Raw genomic sequence first — 17,217 nt, 5'->3', positions numbered from 1 at the left:
GGGGCGGGGCCGGGGGCAAGCGGGTTCCTGCTCCGGCCAATCCGGGCAATGGGTTAATCGAGGTCATGGCGCGCTATATCGACGAGATCCTGCAGCCGGGCGAGCGGGTGCTGTATTCGACCAATGCGCACTGGATCTTCTATCTTCCGGCCATTCTGGCCTGGGTCGTGGCCCTGGCGCTGTTCGTGTTGTCCCGGCAAACCATTGTCGAGGGGCTCATCCTGCTCTGTCTCGTCGCGTCCGGCCTGGTGGCGCTGGCCGCCCTGTACTGGACGGTGAAGGGCTGGTTCCATCGCTTCACCACCGAGACCGACGTCACCAATCTCCGAGTCGTGCACAAGACCGGCTTCATCAAGCGCCGCACCTTCGAAATGGCGCTGGACAAGGTCGAGAGCGTCGACGTCGACCAGACCATTCTTGGACGTATTCTCAACTACGGCGACGTGACGATTCGCGGCGTCGGCGAGGGCATCGAGACGATCAGGACCATCGCCTCGCCGCTCGCCTTCCGTAGTTCGATCACCACGCGGTAGGACCGCGCGCAACCATGAGCATGCAGCAAAATACTTCCGTCTCCGCCCAGCCGGGCTCGACCGTCGACGCCGCCGAGATCGCCAAATTCTCGAAACTCTCGGCGGAGTGGTGGGACCCCAATGGCAAGATGGCGCCGCTGCACCGGATCAACCCGCTGCGGCTCGGCTATATCCGCGATGCCGCCTGCCGCAAGTTCGAGCGCAATGTGCGCAGCCTCAACTGCCTCGCCGGCCTGCGCGTGCTCGACATCGGCTGCGGCGCCGGCCTGTTGTGCGAGCCGCTGTCGCGCCTCGGCGCGCAGGTCATCGGCGTCGATCCCTCCCAGAGCAACATCGCCGCGGCGAAGCTGCATGCCGACAAGAGCCATCTTGCCATCGACTACCGCTGCACCACGGTCGAGGAGATCGACCCGCGCGAACGCTTCGACATCGTGCTGGCGATGGAAGTGGTCGAGCACGTCGTCGACGTCGGCGTCTTCCTGAAGCGCTGCGCGGCGATGCTGAAGCCGAACGGCCTCATGGTTGTCTCGACGCTGAACCGCAACTGGAAGAGCTTCGCACTCGCCATCGTCGGCGCCGAATACGTCCTGCGCTGGCTGCCGCGCGGCACCCACGAATGGAACAAGTTCGTCACCCCGGACGAGCTGACGAAATATCTGCTCGACAACCGTCTCGTCATCACCGAGCAAACCGGCGTCGTCTACTCGCCCTTCGCCGACAAATGGTCGCTCTCGTCGGACATGGACGTCAACTACATGGTGGTCGCCGAAGCGATGGTGTGACGGCGCTCCTGCGTTCGCAGGGCCGACACTGAATTTGTGGCCAGAGCATCGCACCCATGACGCCCATGTGGTTGACCGCGGGAGCCTCAGCTTGCAGGTTGGCCGCAGTCATTTCCCGCTAGTGCCCCCATGCTCACCGTCGCCAGCCTCTGGATTCCCTTCACCATCATTGCTGCGCTCGGGCAGGTCGCGCGCAATGCGATGCAGCGATCGCTGACGAAGCCGCTGGGGACCTGGGGCGCGACCAATATCCGCTTCCTGTTCGGGTTTCCGTTCTCGGTGCTGTTTCTGGGCGTGGTTCTGGTTGCGACCGGCGACCATCTCGGCATGCCGCCGACTGTATTCTGGCCGTGGCTGCTGCTGGGGGCGCTGAGCCAGATCGTCGCCACCGGTCTGATGCTGCTCGCGATGAACGACCGCTCCTTCGTGGTGACGACGGCCTACCTCAAGACCGAGGCGATCCAGACCGCGATCTTCGGCTTCGTCTTCCTCGGCGATCACCTGACCTGGCTGAAGGTGCTGGCGATCGTGATCGCGACCATCGGTGTCGTCATCACGGCGCTGCGGCCGGGCGGCGAGAAGGGCTTTGCGGAATTGAAGCCGACCATCACCGGCCTGGTGGCGGCGGCGGCCTTCGCGCTCTCGGCGGTCGGGTTTCGCGGCGCCATCATCAATGTGCCCGGCGTCTCCTTCGTGACCGCGGCGTCGGTCACGCTGGTGCTCGGCCTGTTCGTGCAGACGCTGATCCTGACGATCTACCTGCTCTGGCGCGCGCCGGACGTGCTGCGGGGAATCCTCAATTTATGGCGGCCCTCGATGCTGGCGGGCTTCACGGGCGCCTTCGCCTCGCAATTCTGGTTCCTGGCGTTCGCGCTGACGGCCGCCGCCAATGTCCGCACGCTTGCTCTGATCGAGGTGCTGTTCGCGCAAGCCGTGGCGTATTATTCGTTCAAGCAGCCGATCGCGCCGCGCGAGCTTGCGGGCATCGCGCTGATCGTGATCGGCGTGGCGGTGCTGGTGGGAGCTTAGTTCCTGTCTTCCGGCAGCGCCGGCAGCGGCGAGACCTCGATGCCCTCGTCGATCAGCGATTTCGCCTCTTCCGGCGAGGCCTCGCCGTAGATCGGGCGGTGCTCCTTGTCGCCGTAATGCATCGCGCGGGCTTCGTTGGCGAAGCGCTCGCCGACATTGTCGGCGTTCTTGACGATGTGATCGCGCAGCTCCTTCAGCTTGGCGCGCAGCTCTTTCTCCTGCGCCATCAGCAGCGAGGTCGGACCTGACGGCGCGGCTTCGGGCGCGGGAGCAGCAATTGCTTCCGGCGGCGGCGTCGCCCGCCCGCGGCCCTTCTTGCCGACGATGCGCGGGGCCATGATCGCCTTCTCGACCTTGGCCGAGCCGCAGATCGGGCAGGTCACGAGCTTGCGCTTGACCTGCTGGTCATAGGCCGCCGAGCTCTGGAACCAGCTCTCGAAGTCATGGTCCCGGTCGCAGCGGAGCGCGTAGCGGATCATGCCGATCCCCGCACGAGGTGCAGATGGTCCGGCCCCGCCTTGGGGTCGGACACGCCGAAACGGCGGCCATGCTGGAGCGAGGGAATCGCGCGGCGCGCGGTCTCGACCTTGGCCGGATCGATCTTGGCCATGATGATGCCGGGCTCGACGTCGCCCTCGGCGAGGATCTCGCCCCAGGGATCGATGATCAGCGAATGGCCGTAGGTCTCGCGCTTGTTCTCGTGCAGCCCGGCCTGGGCGGCCGCGAAGATGAAGCAGCCGGTCTCGATCGCGCGCGCACGCAGCAAGATATGCCAATGCGCTTCGCCGGTCTTGCGGGTGAAAGCCGAGGGCACGGTGATGAAATAGGCGCCACTCTCGGCCAGCGCGCGATAAAGCGCGGGGAAGCGCACGTCGTAGCAGATCGTGAGGCCCACCCGGCCCCAGGGCAGGTCGGAGATCACCGCGGTCTCGCCCGGCTGGTAATTGGCGGATTCGCGGTAGCTCTCCCCGTCCGGCAGCTCGATGTCGAACATGTGGATCTTGTCGTAGCTCGCGAGCACATTGCCCTCGGGCCCGATCAGGAAGGAGCGGTTGACCGCCTTTTCGGCTGAGAAGCGCAGTGCCAGCGAGCCGACATGAAGATGGATCTTCAGCTCCTTGGCGAGCGCCCGGTAGGCCTTCAGCGAGGTGTCGTCTTCCTCGCTCTGCAAATGTTCGAACAGCGCCTTGCGGTTCAGCTGCATCATGTTGCTGACCTCGGGCGTCTGCACGTAATCGGCGCCGTTGGCTGCCGCCTGCCGGATCAGCCTGGTGGCCTGTTCGAGGCTCGGCCCCGGCATCAGGCCGGTGCGCATCTGCACCATCGCGGCGGTGAACGTGCGGTTCTCGCTCATGAGCTGGCCTTCACGCCTTCGAGCATGCCGTCGAGCTTGCCTTCGCGGTCGAGTGCATAGAGGTCGTCGCAGCCGCCGACATGGGTGCCGCCGATCCAGATCTGCGGGAAGGTCGAGCCCTGGCCGGCGCGGTCATACATCTCGGCCCGCCAGGAGGGGTTCTTGGCGACGTCGAATTCGGTGAAGGCCGCCTTCTTGCGGGTCAGCAGCGACTTGGCGGCGGAACAATAGCCGCAGCCCGGCCTGGTGTAGATCTCGACAGCAGCGTTCATCTCGTCTGGCGCTCTCATGTCATGAATTCATTGAATTATATGGGACTTTACCTGACCTCCACAACCCGGGCGAAGACCAGCACGTCGACCTGGGCGGCCTTGGCTCGCAGCAGGGCCCGCGCGCAGGCATCCAGCGTTGCGCCCGATGTCAGGACATCGTCGATCAGGACAATGCGGCGGCCCTGGACCTCAGCCTGACGGTCGGAAGATACCTGGAATGCGCCCTGCACATTGGTGGCGCGCTGGGCCCGCGACAGGCCGATCTGCTGCTCGGTCGCGCGCACCCGGCGCAGCACCTCGCCCTGCACCTTCACCCCGCTCTGCCGCGCGATGATGCGCGCCAGCGCCCCGGACTGGTTGTAGCGGCGGCGCCAGGCCCGCCGCCAGTGCAGGGGCACCGGCACCAGCATGTCGGCGCCGGCCAGCAGCTCGCCACCCGCCCGCGCCATCCAGCGCCCCATGGCGGGCGCCAGATCGGTGCGGTCCTGGTATTTCAGCGCATGTACCAGCGTGCGCGCGACGTCGTCATAGCGCACCGCTGCGCGGGCGCGCTGGTAGGCCGGCGGGCTCGCGATCGCCTCCATCGACAGCATGTCGGGGCCGGGATCATAGACGAAGGGAATGCCGAGCCGCGGGCAATAGGGCCGCTCGATGAACGACAGCCGCGCCCAGCACGAGGCGCAGACGCCCTCGCCGTCGACCGGCTCGCGGCAGGACACGCATAGCGTCGGCAGCGCGATGTCGAGCGCGAGCCGAGCTGCCCGCGACAGCACGTGACGGCCGGCCGCCCACGCGGCACGAACGGGCGCGGCGATGGAGCGGGTCGGGGCGGCGTCGGCTTCCATGCCGGGAGGCTAGCGTTGCCCCCCGGATTGCTCAAGTCATGGTCTCGTGCCCCGGACGCAGCGCAGCGCCTCCGGCGATGCGCTGCAGAGCCGGGGCCCAGAGAGCCGCGCGCACAGATCCATGGGTCCCGGCTCTGCGCAGCAGCGTTGCACGCTGCAGCGCGTCCGGGACACGAGAGAGGAGATTGCAATGTCCAGCATGATCGGCGTAACCAGCGGCATGGCGCCGACCCCGCAAATCCCGCCCGCATTGTTCGATCGCGCCCTGCTGCATGCGCGGCAGCGGCGTGCGCAGGCGCAGGGGCCCGTGAGCTTCCTGCTCGATCGCGTAGCGGAGGACATGTCGGACCGGCTGGCTGCGGTGATGCGGGAATTTCACGCGCCGGCCGATCTCTGGACGCCCGGTGAGGGGCTTGCGGATTTGCACGCGCGCCTGCCCTCGCTCCGGCACATCGCGCTCGACGCAGCCGGCGCGGAGAAGCTGCCGATCTCTCCGGAAAGCCTCGATCTCGTCGTCTCGGCGCTGGCGCTGCAATTCGTCAACGACCTGCCGGGCGTGCTCGCGCAGGTCCGCCGCGCGCTGAAGCCGGACGGGCTGCTGCTCGCCGCCATGATCGGCGGCGACAGCCTCACCGAGTTGCGGCAGGCGTTTGCCGCCGCCGAGGCCGAATGCGAGGGCGGCGTGTCGCCGCGCGTGGCGCCGTTCGCCGATCTGCGCGATATCGGCGCGCTGTTGCAGCGGGCGGGCTTTGCGCTGCCGGTCACCGACGTCGATCGCGTCGTGGTGCGTTACGCCAATGCGTTCGCCCTGATGCAGGATCTCCGCCGCATGGGCGCGGCCAACGTGCTCATAGAGCGGCGGCGCTCGCCGTCGCGGCGCGCGACGTTGCTGCGGATGGCCGAAATCTATGCCGAGCGCTTTGCCGATGCCGACGGCCGCATCCGGGCGACGTTCGACATCATCTGGCTCTCCGGCTGGGCCCCGCATGCGAGCCAGCAGCAGCCGCTGAAGCCGGGATCGGCGAAGGCGAGCCTGGCGGACGCGGTGAAGAAGGCGGGGAAAGAGTGACGTGTCCCGGACGCTGCAGCGTTCTTACGCTGCTGCGCAGAGCCGGGATCCAGTCTGCGGCTTCTGGGCCCCGGCTCTGCAGCGCTTCGCGCTGCGTCCGGGGCGCGCCGTCACATCAATAAATCGATCAAATGCGGGATCAGCGGAATGTCCGCCGGCGGCATCGGGTAATCGCGCAGCTTGTTGGCGCGGACCCAGGCCAGGGCCTGGCCCTCGCGGGCCGTCACGATCCCTTCCCAGCGCCGGCAGATGTAGAGCGGCATCAGCAGGTGGAAGCTCTCATAGGCGTAGCTCGCGAAGGTCAGCGGCGCGAGGCACGGCTCGGCGACAATGATGCCGAGCTCCTCGGAGAGCTCGCGGATCAGGCTCTGCTCCGGCCGCTCGCCCGGCTCACACTTGCCGCCGGGAAATTCCCAGAGGCCGGCCAGCGCCTTGCCCGCGGGGCGCTGCGCGATCAGGACGCGCTTGTCGGCATCCACGAGGGCGCAGGCCACCACCAAGGTCAGTTCGAGATCGGCCATGCCTGGATTGTCGCTCGCTGAGGTCGTTCGCAAGGATTCGTTAATCCCTTTGAGGGGACTGACTCCCATAAGTCATATTTAATCAACGGTTCCTAGAGTGGGAACATATTTAAACCAATCCGGGCCCATTTTATGCGCGCTGTGCTTCGCACCACCCTCCGCCGATTCCAACGCGATCGGCGCGGCAACATCGCGGTGATCTTCGCACTCGCCTGCGTCCCCCTGATCACGGCGGTTGGCTGTGCGGTCGATTATTCCCGCGCCACGCAGATGCAGGCCAAGCTTCAGGCCGCTGCCGACGCCGCCAGCGTCGGCGCGGTCGCCAAGGCATCGCCGGCCTTCAAGGCGGCGGGCACGATGAACTCGGACGGTGCGATCCCGGCGGGCGTCACCGACGCGAGGAACATCTTCAATGCCAACGTCGCCAATCTGACCGGCTATACGCTCGACAGCGTCACGCCGAAAGTGGTCAAGAACGGCTCGACGGTCACCTCGTCCGTCACGTTCAAAGGCACCATCAACACCATGTTCCTCGGCGTGATCGGCAAGTCCGCGTTGAGCGTCACCGGTTCGTCGACCGCGACGGCGAGCATGCCGCTCTATGTCGATTTCTACCTCTTGCTCGACAATTCGCCGTCGATGGGCGTGGCGGCGACGCCGGCCGACGTGACCAAGCTGGTCAACGCGACCACCGGCAACAGCTTCAAGCCCGATGACCAGTGTGCCTTCGCCTGCCACGACTACAATGATTCCAACAATTACTACAATCTGGCCAAGAGCATTGGCGTCACCACGCGAATCGACGTGCTGCGCAGCGCGACGCAATCGCTAATGGACACGGCTGCCGCGAGCCAGACCTATCCGAACCAGTTCCGCATGGCGATCTACGATTTCGGCGCGGCGTCCAAGACGATCGGCTTGCGTGCGCTCTTCCCGTTATCTTCGAATCTGTCGAGCGCGAAGACGGCGGCCGGCAACATCGACCTGATGGGCGTCTACGGTAACAACGACACCTATACCAAGGACCAGGACACACCGTTCAGCACCATCCTGCCGGCGATCGACAAGGAAATTCCCAATCCCGGAAGCGGCAAATCCAACGCGCCCCTGAAGTATCTTTTTTTCGTCTCCGACGGTGTCGCCGACGAAAGCAATACGGGTTGCCTGAAGCCGCTTTCGGGCTCGTCGCGGTGCCAATCGCCGATCAACGCCTCGCTCTGCAAGACGATGAAGGACCGGGGCGTCAAGGTGGCCGTGCTCTACACGACCTATCTCGCGCTGCCCACCAACAGCTGGTACATGAAATGGATCGATCCGTTCAATGCCGGCCCCTATGGCCCGTCGCCGAACAGCGAGATCGCGCAGAACATGCAGAGCTGCGCTTCGCCAGGGCTGTTTTTCGAGGTGAGCCCGACCCAGGGCATCTCGGACGCGATGAACGCGCTGTTCAAGAAAGCGGTCGCGGATGCCCGGATCTCGGGGTGATGCGGTTTTGCGGGTCAGCCGCGGAGCCTACGACCTGTAGTCCCCGTTGATCGCCACATATTCCTTGGTGAGGTCGCAAGTCAGCACGCGGTCGCGGCCCTTGCCGAGGCCGAGCGAAACCAGAATTTCGATCTCCGGCGCCTTCATCGCCTCCGACACTTGCGCCTCGTCATAAGAGGGATCGCGCGCGCCGCTCTTGGCGACGCGGATGCCGTTGAACGAGATCGAGAGCTTGTCGCGATCGGCCGGCTCGCCGGCCTTGCCCACCGCCATCACCACGCGGCCCCAATTGGCGTCCTCGCCGGCGATCGCGGTCTTCACCAGCGGCGAGTTGGCGATCGACATCGCGATCCTGCGCGCCGAGGCCTTGGTCTTGGCGCCCTCGACAATGATCTCGACCAGCTTGCGCGCGCCCTCGCCGTCGCGGGCGACCTGCTCGGCGAGGTTGGCGAGCACCTGGTTGAAGGCCTTGACGAAGGCTTTCAGGCGCGGATCGCTGGCGCGGCTGATCTTTGGTGCGCCGTGCGCGGCGGCAGCGCCGGTGGCGAAGGCCAGCAGCGTGTCCGAGGTCGAAGTGTCGCCGTCGATCGTCACCGCGTTGAAGGTGTCCTCGACACCGGCCTTGAGCAGCGCCTGCAACGCCGCCGGCGCGATCGGCGCGTCGGTGAAGATGAAGGACAGCATCGTCGCCATGTCGGGAGCGATCATGCCGGCGCCCTTGGCCATGCCGTTGATGGTGACCTTGGCCTTGCCGAGCTTGACGGTCGCGGTCGCGACTTTCGGGAAGGTGTCGGTGGTCATGATCGCCTTGGCCGCGGCGAGATAGTCGCCGGGCTCCGCGGTCTCGGCCAGCCGGCCGAGCACGCCGTCGAACTTGGTCGCATCCAGCGGCTCGCCGATCACGCCGGTCGAGGCCAGGAAGATCTCGCCCTCGCTGCACCCGACCGCCTTGGCGGCGATCTTCGCGGTCAGCGCGGTGGAGGCGCGGCCGGTCTTGCCGGTGAAGGCGTTGGCATTGCCGGAATTGACGACGAGGGCGCGCGCCAATCCTTTTTTAGAAGATCCGCCACCCTTCAGCTTGGCGCGGCACCATTCCACCGGCGCGGAGGGGCATTTCGATTTGGTGAAGACGCCGGCGACCGCGGTGCCCTTGTCCATCACCGCCAGCAGCACGTCGGTGCGGTTCTTGTAACGGATGCCGGCCTCGGCGGTCGCCAGGCGGACGCCCGCGATCACGGGCATATCGGGGACGGTCTTCGGGGCGAGCGGGGAAACGGAGGAGGACATCGCGGAGCGCCTTGGTGGGGTCTGGACATGCAGATGGCCGGGGGATCCCCGGCCATTGCGACGTTAGATACTATCGGCGTCCGCGAAGTGACAGCGAATTCTTACTTCTTCGCTGGCGGCGCCATCTTGCTGTCGGACGGCTTGGCCGGGTCGGCCGGTTTGGCATCGGACTTGGCGCCTGCCGCCGGCTGGTCCAGCCGCTCGACCTTGGCTTCGGTGCGCAGCTTGGCGACATACTCGGCCTGGGCCTTGCGGGTCACATATTGCTCGATCTGCGCCTTGACCTGCTCGAAGTCCGGCGCCTTGCGGTTGCGCTTTTCCTCGACCTTGATGATGTGCCAGCCGAACTGCGACTTCACGGGGTCGGAGACCTTGCCCGGCTCCAGCGCGAAGGCGACGGTGGAGAATTCCGGCACCATCTGCTCCTTGGTGAAGAAGCCGAGGTCGCCGCCATCGGCCGAGCCCGGATCCTTGGACTTCTTCTTGGCCAGCTCGGCGAAATCGGCGCCCTTGTCGAGCTCGGCCTTGACCGCCTTGGCCTCGTCCTCGGTCTCGACCAGGATGTGGCGGGCGCGCACCTCCTGCTCGCCGGTGATCTGCTTGGAGGCCTCCTCGTAGACCTTCTTCATGGCGTCGGGGGTGGTGGCGGCCTTGCCCTCATTGGCGAGCAGGCTGTCCATCAAGAGCCGGTTACGGGCGAATGCCAGGCGCTTCTTGAACTCCTCGCTGTCGGCGACCTTCTTGTCCTCGGCAGCCTTGCTGACGATCTTCATGTCGATCAGGAACGACAGGACGTTCTCGTCCTTCGTCGCGGGGTCCATCTGGGCGAGGCTCGGCCCTAGCTCCTCCTCGGCCATGGCGACGTCGCTCTTCCTGATTTCCGCGCCATTGACCTTCGCCAGCACCGGATCGTCGGCGGCCCGGAGCGGGCCCGCAAACGCCAGCGACAGCGCCAGGGCAAGGCTGCCAGCCAGGGCGGTCGCAAGGCGGAAACGCTGGCCGGTGGTTACCGGGAACGAGCTGGTCATGGAAAATCCTTATGTTGAAGCAGGGGGCTGCTCGAAGCGGGGCGGACACTCGCCCAATTCAGGGGGGCTTGGCAACGCGAAAAGTCTGTCAAAATGATGAATTAGCCGCAATGCGCCCGCCGTTGACAAGGCCCCGACCGGGCCATATCTCTGCCCGGTCGCGACCATGGCGATGGCGTTTATTTTGCTGCGTTTTTGGCCGTTGAACCCAGGCTTGCCCAATTCCCACCCATATGGCGGACGACCCCGCAGTCCGGGCCGACGGTGCCATCAGGCGTCACGGTGAGTTGATAGGCAGGCGGGTGACAACTTTCTCGGGCCCAACGCGGTTAAATCGCGAACACAGGAACTAGGCATGATCGGCGCGCTCGCCCGCAAGTTTTTCGGCTCCGCCAACGACCGGCGGGTGAAGGGATATCAGTCCCGCGTCAACGCGATCAACGCGCTGGAACCCGAGGTTTCCAAACTTTCCGACGAGGCGCTCAAGGCCCGCACCGCCGAGTTCAAGAAGCAGCTTGCCGAGGGCAAGACGCTGGACGATCTCCTGGTGCCCGCCTTCGCCACCGTGCGCGAGGCCGCCAAGCGTACCCTCGGCCAGCGCCATTTCGACGTCCAGCTGATCGGCGGCATGGTGCTGCACGAGGGCGACATCGCCGAGATGAAGACCGGCGAAGGCAAGACGCTGGTGGCCACCCTTGCGGTCTACCTCAACGCGCTCGCCGGCAAGGGCGTCCACGTCGTCACCGTCAACGACTATCTCGCCCGCCGCGACTCCGGCTGGATGGGCCAGATCTACGGCTTCCTCGGCATGACCACCGGCGTGATCGTGCACGGCCTCGACGATGCCGAGCGCAAGGCGGCCTATGCCTGCGACATCACCTACGGCACCAACAACGAATACGGCTTCGACTATCTTCGCGACAACATGAAGTACCGGCTCGAGGACATGGTCCAGCGCCCGCACTTCTTCGCCATCGTCGACGAGGTCGACTCCATCCTGATCGACGAGGCGCGCACGCCGCTGATCATCTCCGGCCCGCTCGACGACCGCTCGGATTTCTACAACACCATCGATTCGTTCCTGCCCAAGCTCGACAAGTCCGATTACGACGTCGACGAGAAGCAGCGCACGGTGACGCTGACCGAAGGCGGCATGGAGAAGATCGAGACGCTGCTGCGCGATGCCGGCCAGCTCAAGGGCGAGTCGCTCTACGACGTCGAGAACGTCTCCGTCGTGCACCACATCAACCAGGCGCTGCGTGCCCACACGCTGTTCACCCGCGACAAGGACTACATCGTCCGCGACGACGAGGTCGTCATCATCGACGAGTTCACCGGACGCATGATGCCGGGCCGCCGCTATTCGGAAGGCCTGCACCAGGCGCTGGAGGCCAAGGAGCACGTCCAGGTCCAGCCCGAGAACCAGACGCTGGCCTCGATCACCTTCCAGAACTATTTCCGCATGTACGAGAAGCTGGCCGGCATGACCGGCACGGCCGCGACCGAAGCGGACGAGCTGTTCGACATCTACAAGCTCGAGGTCGTGGAGATCCCGACCAATCTGTCGGTTGCCCGTCTCGACGAGGACGACGAGGTCTACCGCACCCAGCAGGAAAAATACCAGGCGATCCTCGCCGAGATCGAGCGCGCCAATTCGCGGCTGCAGCCGGTGCTGGTCGGCACGGCCTCGATCGAGAAGTCGGAAGTGCTCGCCGAGTTCCTCAGGAAGAACGGCTACAAGCAGATCGACTTCGGCAAGGAGCACGCCCTCGACAAGCTCTATGCGGCGGCCCGCGCCGGCAAGCCGGCGAAGCTGTTCGCGGTGCTGAACGCGCGCTTCCACGAGCAGGAAGCCTATATCGTCGCCGAAGCCGGCGTGCCCGGCGCGATCACGATCGCCACCAACATGGCCGGCCGCGGTACCGACATCAAGCTCGGCGGCTCCCTGGAGATGCGCATCCAGCAGGAGACCGCCGGGATCACCGACGAAGCCGAGAAGGCCAGCAAGATCGAGCAGATCAAGGCCGACATCGAGACCTTCCGCAATATCGTGCTGAAGGCCGAGGAGACCGTCGAGATCGAGCCGGCGAAGGGATCCAAGCCGGCCAAGACCGTGAAGAAGCCGGGCGGGCTCTACATCATCGGCTCCGAGCGTCACGAATCCCGCCGCATCGACAACCAGCTGCGCGGCCGCTCCGGCCGTCAGGGCGACCCCGGCCGCTCCAAGTTCTTCCTGTCGCTGGAAGACGACCTGATGCGCATCTTCGGCTCGGACCGTCTCGACAGCATGCTGCAGCGTCTCGGCCTGCAAGAGGGCGAGGCCATCATCCATCCCTGGATCAACAAGGCGCTCGAGAAGGCGCAGCAGAAGGTCGAGGCGCGCAACTTCGACATCCGCAAGAACCTGCTCAAGTTCGACAACGTCCAGAACGACCAGCGCAAGGTGATCTTCGACCAGCGCGTCGAGCTGATGAAGGACGAGAGCGTCGCCGAAACCGTCGCCGACATGCGCCACGCCTTCATCGACGATCTCGTCGCCAAGCACGTGCCCGAGCATGCCTATGCCGAGCAGTGGGACGTCGCGGGCCTGAAGGACGAGTTGAAGCGCGTGCTCGATCTCGACCTGCCGGTCGACGAATGGGCCAAGGAAGAGGGCATCGCCGACGAGGAGCTGCTCTCCCGCATCGAGACCAGGGCCGACGAGCACATGGCGGCCAAGGTCGCGCAATGGGGCCCCGACGTGATGCGTTACGTCGAGAAGACCATTTTGCTCCAGACCCTCGACCATCTCTGGCGCGAGCATCTGATCATGCTCGACCATCTGCGCCAGGTCATCGGCCTGCGCGGTTACGGCCAGCGCGATCCCTTGCAGGAGTACAAGACCGAGGCCTTCAATCTCTTCCAGGAGATGAGCGCTCACTTGCGCGAGGCGGTCACGGCGCAGTTGATGCGGGTCGAGATCGTCCCGCCGGAGCAGGAAGCCCCCGTCCTGCCGCCGATGGAGGCGCACAAGTTCGATCCCAACACCGGTGAGGACGAGATGGCGCTCGCGAGCGTCACGCTCGGAGCGCAGGCCTCCGACGCCGCGCTGCGCGATCCCAAGAACCCCGCCAGCTGGGGCAAGGTCGGCCGCAACGAGGATTGCCCGTGCGGCTCGGGGAAGAAGTACAAGCACTGCCACGGACGGTATGCGTAGCCGGGGACAGTCGGCCGGCTCGCCTTGGCGTTTCAATCGTGGCCCGGTCGGTGCTCTGGGCACGGCCGGAACTCCGATTAACATTTGTTGTTATGATGTCATCACCTTGTGGGTGTGCGCTCGCCCTCAAGGCGGGACAATGTTGTCCGCCGGTGCCTGACCGTGTGACGATCGGAATGCAAGTCGGGACGGCTTAACGTGGGGAGGCGGCCGCATGACGAGCTGTATTGCTCGACGATGGCTGCGCCGGAGCCGGGGTTAAGGCCGTTCATGAGTTCCTTAGACGATTTTCCGCTATCCCGAAATGAGATGATCGAGGCGCTTGACCTCGAAGGTCTTGCCGATGAAGCGAGCTTCGGTGAATTGACCCGCTTCACTGCGGCGCTGTGCGAGGCGCCGATCTGTCTGATCAGCGTGGTCGGGGACACGATGCAGCGCTTCGTGGTCAAGCACGGCCTTCACGTATCCGAGACGCCGCGGGAATCTTCTTTCTGCGCGCACGCCATGCTGGGGTCGGATCTGATGGTCGTGCCCGATGCTGCCGTGGACCCAAGGTTCGCGGACAATCCCTTGGTCACGGGCGATCCTTTCATCCGCTTTTACGCCGGTGCGCCGCTGCTGACGGATGACGGCTTTCCGCTCGGCTCGCTCTGCGTCATCGATCGCGCGCCAAGGCTTGGTCTGACTCCGTTGCAGGAGCAGGGCCTGCGTGTCATGGCCGGCCAGGTTGTGGGTGCGATGGGTCATCGCAAGACCACGAAGAGGCAGCAGGCCAGCGAGGCGGTTGCGAAGCAGGCGCTTTCTGAAACCGAGCGGAAGTTTCGTGTACTGGCCGACACCATGCCCCAGATGGTGTGGTCGACGCTGCCGGACGGGCATCACGATTACTACAATGCCCGATGGTATGAGTTTACGGGCGTGCCGGAGGGCTCGACCGACGGCGAGGGCTGGAACGGCATGTTTCATCCCGAGGACCAAGACAGAGCTTGGGAGCGGTGGCGGCATGCTTTGCAGACCGGCGAACCCTACGAAATCGAATACCGTTTGAGGAATGCCGAGGGCAATTATCGCTGGACCCTCGGACGCGCATTGCCGATGCGGGATGCCGACGGCAACATCACCCGTTGGTTCGGAACCTGCACCGACATCCACGAGCAGAAGCTGCTGATGGATCAGCGCGAGATGATCAGCCAGGAGCTGAGCCATCGCATCAAGAACATCTTCTCGGTGATCAATGGTTTGATCGGCCTGTCGACCCGTACGCATCCGGAGCTCAAGGGACTTGCGGACGAATTGCGGTCACGCATCATGTCGCTTGCGAAGGCGCATGATTTCGTGCGTCCGCACAGCGCCCGCTCGCGGCCTACTTCGACCCAGGCAACGCTGAAGGGTCTTCTGGAGCAACTCTTGTCGGCCTATCAGTCGGAGGCCAAGCGGGTGCTCATCACGGGCGATGATGTCACGATCGACGATCGCTCCGCCACCCCGCTCGCTCTGTCCTTCCACGAACTTGCAACCAACGCCGCCAAGTACGGCGCATTCTCGACGCTAGCAGGGCGCGTCTCCGTTGACGTCAGCGAAGCCGATGATGATGTCGTCGTTGCGTGGACGGAAATTGGCGGTCCGCAAATCAGGTCGGCGCCGGCGGCTGAAGGCTTCGGCTCCAGGCTGATCGCCTTGAGTATGTCCAGTCAGCTCGGTGGGAAAATCGCCTACGATTGGAGACCGGAAGGGCTCCGGGCCGTGGCTATGATTCCGAAGACGTCGATGAGCCGCCCGCAGCCGCAAAGAACGTGACGTCCGGAGAGCGCAGCGCTTCCGGCACGCCCGCTGCGTGCTGGACCGCCGTCAGGATCGCCTCATCACTAAAGGGCTTGCGGATGAAGCCGATTGCAGTGCCCGCCCTCGGCTCGATCTGCGCAGGATTTGCCGTGACGTACACGATCTTGGTGCCATAGTTCCGCGCAAGGTCCAGCGCGATCTGCGGTCCAGTCGAGCCGTCCCGTAGGTTGACATCTACCAGCGCAATTTGCGCCTGCGGACCTGCCTCCAAGGCCTCCTTGCGGTCCGTCGCGATCCCCGCGACGCGATAGCCTGCGTCTTCCAGAATGCGAGCGATGTCGCTGGCGACGAAAATCTCGTCTTCGACAATCAACACGGAAGGGGGCATCTGCTACGTCGTGCTGGGTTGAACAATCAGGAGCGGCTCGGCGGACGCGCTCTCCACGGCCGTATGAGCCGAGAACAACGTCAAGTTCCGCTTTTTGTTCCCGAGTCTCGGCGCTGTCAAGTTCCGCAACACACGCGCAGCTCTCTCTCCGAAGATTCAATTCGAGCTGTCGATCAAACTCTCCCGCAACCGCTTGAGCTCGCTGGTCGACTTGTCGCCGTAGCTCTCCAGGATGTGCTCCTCCTAGTCCACCGCGAGCGAGGTGAGCTTCTTGCACAGCGCCTCGCTGACACGCTGCCGAGGAATGCCGAACCGACATTCCAACGACAAGACACTTCGGTGCGACATGAACGCTCGGCACGGCCATCGTCGAATGCGCGGTTGAGCAAGGCGTGAAGCCCAGCATCGCGCGCAGCTGAAGGGCGTTCGGGCAAAGCGCGGGATCGTGTCTCGGAGAACCTGCCGGGCAAACCACCCCATCTTTGCCGTTGCTCTTTGTGAACTGGATCACCGCAGCAAAGCTCGATCCGTGTTCTGATCGAGACGCATCACGCGGCCCGACAAAATGGAGCCTGGACAATGTCTAAACGTGCGCTGCCAACTGCCTTTTGTTTTCTTGCATTCAGCTTTTACGCCTGCGGTTCGGCCCCTGCGAGCCAGGTCGCCGGATGGTGGGGCGGAACATGGTCTTGCAACATCGACGGCCGGCCGGCCCGGATGAAATGGGCCGCCGTTGACGACACTCAGACAAGCTGCGACGGCGACACTTGCACCAGCAGCTCGGGAGCACGCTGGGCAGGTAGCTTCTCAGACAATGGCTCGCGATGGGTGAAGTTGACAAATCCACGCAGCGGAACGAAGGGCGGCCTGTATTTCAACCATGCCGATGGCAATAAATGGTATTTAGCCAAACCGGTCAGCAACAAGGCCGCTGGCTGGACGACATGGAACGGCCAACGCTATCGCCTCTCGTGCTGGCGATGATGCAAATGCGGCGCCTGCTCATCTCAGCCTGGCCTCGAGGGCGAGCCTAATTGGAGCTGTCGATCAGGCTCTCGAGCAGCCGCTTCAACTCGCTGGTCGACTTGTCGCCGTAGCTCTCCAGGATGTGCTCCTCCTGGTCCACCGCGAGCGAGTTGAGCTTCTTGCACAGCACCTTGCCGCGGTCGGAGATGAACATCAGGACCTTGCGGCGGTCGTTCGGATCCTGCACGCGATAGACCAGCGTGTCCGAGACCATGCGGTCGATCATCTTGGTCAGCGTCGGATGGTTGAGCAGCACGGCCTCTGCGAGCTCGCCCATCGAATGGCCGTTGCCGTCCGACAGCACCTTCAAAATGCGCCATTGCTCGACGGGAACCCCCTCCTTGCTCAACCGCAGTTCGAGCTGCCGGTTGATTTCCCGGTTGGCTTGCGCGAGCAGATAGGCGAGGTGTTCGGTGATCGGGGAGTTCTGTTTCGGCGGTTTTGCCACGGCTGAGACTTCGCCTTGACCCAAATGAGTGAATGTCTTGCAATCGATGCTGCATCTATATGCACTTCAATTCTTGAATATTCAATATTTTCAAAATAGGATCATTGCCCAACAAAGGGGCGGAAGCCGCGGCCGCTCGAAGAATGTGCTTTCAGGTCTGGTCTCAGACAGG

The 17,217-nt window shown here is 64.5% G+C and carries 17 protein-coding genes and 1 pseudogene; 8 read left to right on the top strand and 10 right to left on the bottom strand.

Features of this window, described 5'->3' with window-relative positions; genetic code table 11:
• Positions 1-65 precede the first annotated feature (65 nt).
• The 3 genes from DCM79_RS03990 (at position 66) to DCM79_RS03980 (ending at position 2,344) form a co-directional block, all read left to right on the top strand.
• The gene (locus tag DCM79_RS03990) at positions 66-533 is read left to right on the top strand and encodes a PH domain-containing protein (RefSeq protein WP_257178737.1); all 468 of its coding nucleotides are present in this window, start codon (positions 66-68) and stop codon (positions 531-533) included.
• 14 nt (positions 534-547) lie between these two features.
• Complete coding sequence (ubiG, locus tag DCM79_RS03985; protein WP_257178736.1) at positions 548-1,315, top strand: bifunctional 2-polyprenyl-6-hydroxyphenol methylase/3-demethylubiquinol 3-O-methyltransferase UbiG; 768 nt, start codon at positions 548-550, stop codon at positions 1,313-1,315.
• 129 nt (positions 1,316-1,444) lie between these two features.
• Positions 1,445-2,344: an EamA family transporter gene (locus DCM79_RS03980; protein WP_257178735.1), complete on the top strand. Its 900-nt coding sequence runs from the start codon at positions 1,445-1,447 to the stop codon at positions 2,342-2,344.
• Here DCM79_RS03980 and DCM79_RS03975 read toward each other — a convergent pair.
• Genes DCM79_RS03975 through DCM79_RS03960 form a run of 4 tightly spaced genes read right to left on the bottom strand, consistent with a single transcriptional unit; the run spans position 2,341 to position 4,815 of the window.
• Complete coding sequence (locus tag DCM79_RS03975) at positions 2,341-2,823, bottom strand: DUF1178 family protein (RefSeq protein ID WP_257178734.1); 483 nt, start codon at positions 2,821-2,823, stop codon at positions 2,341-2,343. The two genes, DCM79_RS03980 and DCM79_RS03975, sit on opposite strands and share 4 nt — an antisense overlap.
• Entirely contained in the window at positions 2,820-3,698 is an 879-nt protein-coding gene (locus tag DCM79_RS03970) for a carbon-nitrogen hydrolase family protein (protein ID WP_257178733.1), read from the bottom strand. Before DCM79_RS03970 ends, DCM79_RS03975 begins: the two co-directional genes overlap by 4 nt.
• Positions 3,695-3,970 carry a glutaredoxin 3 gene (grxC, locus tag DCM79_RS03965; RefSeq protein WP_028139049.1) on the bottom strand — a complete coding sequence of 92 codons (276 nt, stop codon included), beginning with the start codon at positions 3,968-3,970 and terminating at the stop codon, positions 3,695-3,697. The genes DCM79_RS03970 and grxC overlap by 4 nt, the downstream gene beginning before the upstream one ends.
• Before the next feature lie 47 nt (positions 3,971-4,017).
• The gene (locus DCM79_RS03960) at positions 4,018-4,815 is read right to left on the bottom strand and encodes a ComF family protein (protein WP_257178732.1); all 798 of its coding nucleotides are present in this window, start codon (positions 4,813-4,815) and stop codon (positions 4,018-4,020) included.
• A gap of 199 nt (positions 4,816-5,014) precedes the next feature.
• Between DCM79_RS03960 and DCM79_RS03955 the strand changes: the two genes are divergently transcribed.
• Positions 5,015-5,884 (top strand): class I SAM-dependent methyltransferase, encoded by an 870-nt coding sequence (locus DCM79_RS03955; protein ID WP_257180687.1) that lies wholly within the window; start codon positions 5,015-5,017, stop codon positions 5,882-5,884.
• Positions 5,885-5,994: 110 nt separating this feature from the next.
• Here DCM79_RS03955 and DCM79_RS03950 read toward each other — a convergent pair whose 3' ends face one another.
• Positions 5,995-6,405: a (deoxy)nucleoside triphosphate pyrophosphohydrolase gene (locus tag DCM79_RS03950; RefSeq protein WP_257178731.1), complete on the bottom strand. Its 411-nt coding sequence runs from the start codon at positions 6,403-6,405 to the stop codon at positions 5,995-5,997.
• Positions 6,406-6,537: 132 nt separating this feature from the next.
• Here DCM79_RS03950 and DCM79_RS03945 point away from each other — a divergent pair, with 132 nt between their 5' ends.
• Positions 6,538-7,890 carry a TadE/TadG family type IV pilus assembly protein gene (locus DCM79_RS03945; protein ID WP_257178730.1) on the top strand — a complete coding sequence of 451 codons (1,353 nt, stop codon included), beginning with the start codon at positions 6,538-6,540 and terminating at the stop codon, positions 7,888-7,890.
• Positions 7,891-7,917: 27 nt separating this feature from the next.
• On the opposite strand, the gene argJ is transcribed toward DCM79_RS03945, so the two are convergent.
• Entirely contained in the window at positions 7,918-9,177 is a 1,260-nt protein-coding gene (gene argJ / locus DCM79_RS03940) for a bifunctional glutamate N-acetyltransferase/amino-acid acetyltransferase ArgJ (protein WP_257178729.1), read from the bottom strand.
• Positions 9,178-9,278: 101 nt separating this feature from the next.
• Positions 9,279-10,205 carry a peptidylprolyl isomerase gene (locus tag DCM79_RS03935; RefSeq protein ID WP_028139043.1) on the bottom strand — a complete coding sequence of 309 codons (927 nt, stop codon included), beginning with the start codon at positions 10,203-10,205 and terminating at the stop codon, positions 9,279-9,281.
• 355 nt (positions 10,206-10,560) lie between these two features.
• On the opposite strand from DCM79_RS03935, the gene secA reads away from it, so the two are divergent.
• Both secA and DCM79_RS03920 read left to right on the top strand, forming a co-directional pair.
• Entirely contained in the window at positions 10,561-13,401 is a 2,841-nt protein-coding gene (secA, locus tag DCM79_RS03930) for a preprotein translocase subunit SecA (RefSeq protein WP_257178728.1), read from the top strand.
• Between the two features lie 309 nt (positions 13,402-13,710).
• Entirely contained in the window at positions 13,711-15,198 is a 1,488-nt protein-coding gene (locus tag DCM79_RS03920) for a sensor histidine kinase (protein ID WP_274069720.1), read from the top strand.
• Here DCM79_RS03920 and DCM79_RS03915 read toward each other — a convergent pair.
• Both DCM79_RS03915 and DCM79_RS31765 read right to left on the bottom strand, forming a co-directional pair.
• Positions 15,149-15,559 carry a response regulator gene (locus tag DCM79_RS03915; RefSeq protein WP_257178727.1) on the bottom strand — a complete coding sequence of 137 codons (411 nt, stop codon included), beginning with the start codon at positions 15,557-15,559 and terminating at the stop codon, positions 15,149-15,151. The genes DCM79_RS03920 and DCM79_RS03915 overlap by 50 nt on opposite strands.
• A gap of 168 nt (positions 15,560-15,727) precedes the next feature.
• Positions 15,728-15,856 (bottom strand): annotated as a pseudogene (locus DCM79_RS31765) (MarR family transcriptional regulator); the annotation flags it as partial.
• A gap of 294 nt (positions 15,857-16,150) precedes the next feature.
• Here DCM79_RS31765 and DCM79_RS03910 point away from each other — a divergent pair.
• Entirely contained in the window at positions 16,151-16,555 is a 405-nt protein-coding gene (locus DCM79_RS03910; RefSeq protein ID WP_257178726.1) for a DUF6006 family protein, read from the top strand.
• 46 nt (positions 16,556-16,601) lie between these two features.
• Here the strand turns inward: DCM79_RS03910 and DCM79_RS03905 are convergent, their stop codons facing one another.
• A complete protein-coding gene (locus tag DCM79_RS03905; RefSeq protein ID WP_257178725.1) occupies positions 16,602-17,045 on the bottom strand; it encodes a MarR family winged helix-turn-helix transcriptional regulator in 444 nt (147 codons plus the stop codon).
• Between the last annotated feature and the right edge of the window lie 172 nt (positions 17,046-17,217).

This window comes from Bradyrhizobium sp. WBOS07 (genome assembly GCF_024585165.1).
GTDB classification, from domain to species: Bacteria; Pseudomonadota; Alphaproteobacteria; order Rhizobiales; family Xanthobacteraceae; genus Bradyrhizobium; species Bradyrhizobium japonicum_B.
The sequence above is the reverse complement of the archived record's forward strand: the minus strand, read 5'-3'. Positions and strand labels throughout refer to the sequence as shown.